Source organism: Dapis hubbardiae BLCC-M172, from assembly GCF_050016015.1.
Lineage (GTDB): Bacteria > Cyanobacteriota > Cyanobacteriia > Cyanobacteriales > Microcoleaceae > Trichodesmium.
Genome location: NZ_JBNHEQ010000280.1, coordinates 1 through 1729, shown reverse-complemented (window position 1 = coordinate 1729; position 1729 = coordinate 1). Strand labels below are relative to the sequence as shown.

Genomic DNA, 1729 nt, shown 5'->3' with positions numbered 1-1729 from the left:
CCCTTTTAGGGAGAGGTAATTATCAATTATCAATTATCAATTATCAATTAATGAAGATGTTGTGGGATGGTTGGCATCAGGAATGTCCATTACTGAGATTATTGATGACTTTCCAGAGCTGACATAAGAACATATTAGAGCTTGTTTAGAATTTGCTGCTGACCGTCATCACCGTTTAGTTGCTTTAGTGAGTTCTCCTTGAAACTATTATTCGGTCAAAACTTGAGCCGAAAATTGGTTTCTCGTTTAGCTGACATTTTTCCAGATGCTAGCCACGTTCAGTTTCATGGACTAGCAGACAAAACAGATACAGAAATCTGGGATTTTGCCAGACTAAATAATTTCTGTATTGTGACTCAGGAGGCAGATTTTGCAGAAAGAAGTCGGTTGTATGGTTCTCCACCCATAGTAATCTGGTTGAGATGTGGCAATGCACCAACTAATCAAGTTGAAAATCTAATTCGGTCTGGTCAAAATGCAGTTAAAGCTCTATTAGACGATTTAACTATTCACTGTTTAGAATTACATTGATGGTTATCTGCTTAAGTTATATACCCCACCTGTTTACAAATATTTCTGGTCTAACATGACTTACGCATAGACCATACATATAGCCTTCAAAACTATAACGTTATAGTTTTTAAACTCTATATATAGCAATTCCCAAAAAGCGTGAGGTACAAAATTTGGTAGTCCTGCATAGTAATGGTGAAGATATTTGTAGTTTTTCCCCACACTTCCCACACTTCCCACCCGGACCACACTCCCCACCCGGACCACACTCTGTCTACCATTACTATGCACCACCACCCAAAATTTTAGGTTTGAGGGAACACTTAACTGGGAACAGGGAACAGAAAAGAAGAAAAACAACTGTACCTCATAACTTTGGGAATTGCTATATAGTACCTTTGCGTAAGTCCTGTTCAATCAAATTTTCTTATCTGCTAAGTTGGAATTATTTGCACCATTGAGATATTTTTATTGAATCAGGAGCAAGAAAAAAGTGGACAAGGTTGTAGATAAAATTGCGGCATTAGGAGTGCCTGGTTTAATTCTTTTAGTAGCTATGGCTGTAACAGGTTGGACTGGTGCAGCAGCAATTACAGCAGCTTTGGCTATGCTTGGTGGCCCCTTTGGAATGTTAGGAGGAATTGCCGTACTTGGGATTATGGGTTTGATATCTCAAGGAATAGCGCAATATGGGTTTCCAGAAATCTTCAAGGCAGTTGTAGATCAACTTTACAAGAATGGTATGTCTAAAGAATCTATAAAAAGGGAAGTAAATTCATACCCTATTTCAAGAGATCTTAAGGATCAGATTTCTAATCACCTGGAGGAGCTTGATTAGAAAATGAGTAATCATTTTGAGACCTTTGGACGTAAGTTAGCCCAGGATATTTTGAGGAGAACTGGAGAGTTGCTCATTGAGGTTGGCAACGAGCAAGTACCTATATTGAAACCTGCTCTTGAAGAGTTACAAAATGGAACTCGTCGCTATCCTAAATCAAAAACTTCTCATAGAGTAAAGAGTTATACGTGATAATTTGGCTGCACAAATGTATGGTAGTCGGACTGAAGTACCAACTCCTACGGGGAAAATTGACATTTTGACATCTTCTAAAGTAATTGAAGTAAAAAATGTTAGGCAGTATAAATATGCTATCGGACAAGTTTTAACCCACATTCCGCACGACAAAATGTAGTATGCAAAGATGGTAAAACTTGA

General features: G+C 38.1%; 5 protein-coding genes. All 5 read left to right on the top strand.

Annotation, left to right across the window (positions count from 1 at the left end):
* Positions 1-61: 61 nt before the first annotated feature.
* A complete protein-coding gene (locus ACP6PK_RS26095) occupies positions 62-127 on the top strand; it encodes a DUF433 domain-containing protein (protein ID WP_371357351.1) in 66 nt (21 codons plus the stop codon).
* 71 nt (positions 128-198) lie between these two features.
* Positions 199-531 carry a DUF5615 family PIN-like protein gene (locus ACP6PK_RS26090; RefSeq protein WP_426563978.1) on the top strand — a complete coding sequence of 111 codons (333 nt, stop codon included), beginning with the start codon at positions 199-201 and terminating at the stop codon, positions 529-531.
* A gap of 475 nt (positions 532-1006) precedes the next feature.
* Positions 1007-1351, top strand: coding sequence for a hypothetical protein (locus tag ACP6PK_RS26085; RefSeq protein WP_094673090.1), 345 nt, complete (start codon positions 1007-1009; stop codon positions 1349-1351).
* A gap of 3 nt (positions 1352-1354) precedes the next feature.
* On the top strand, positions 1355-1543 hold the full coding sequence (locus tag ACP6PK_RS26080; protein WP_094673091.1) for a hypothetical protein: 189 nt from the start codon (positions 1355-1357) through the stop codon (positions 1541-1543).
* 4 nt (positions 1544-1547) lie between these two features.
* Positions 1548-1706 (top strand): hypothetical protein, encoded by a 159-nt coding sequence (locus tag ACP6PK_RS26075; RefSeq protein WP_426563975.1) that lies wholly within the window; start codon positions 1548-1550, stop codon positions 1704-1706.
* Positions 1707-1729 lie beyond the last annotated feature (23 nt).

What these genes read in the sequence shown, in the direction of transcription:
- ACP6PK_RS26080 (WP_094673091.1), top strand. Translation starts at nt 1,355, where the DNA reads ATGAGTAATCATTTTGAGACCTTTGGACGTAAGTTAGCCCAGGATATT.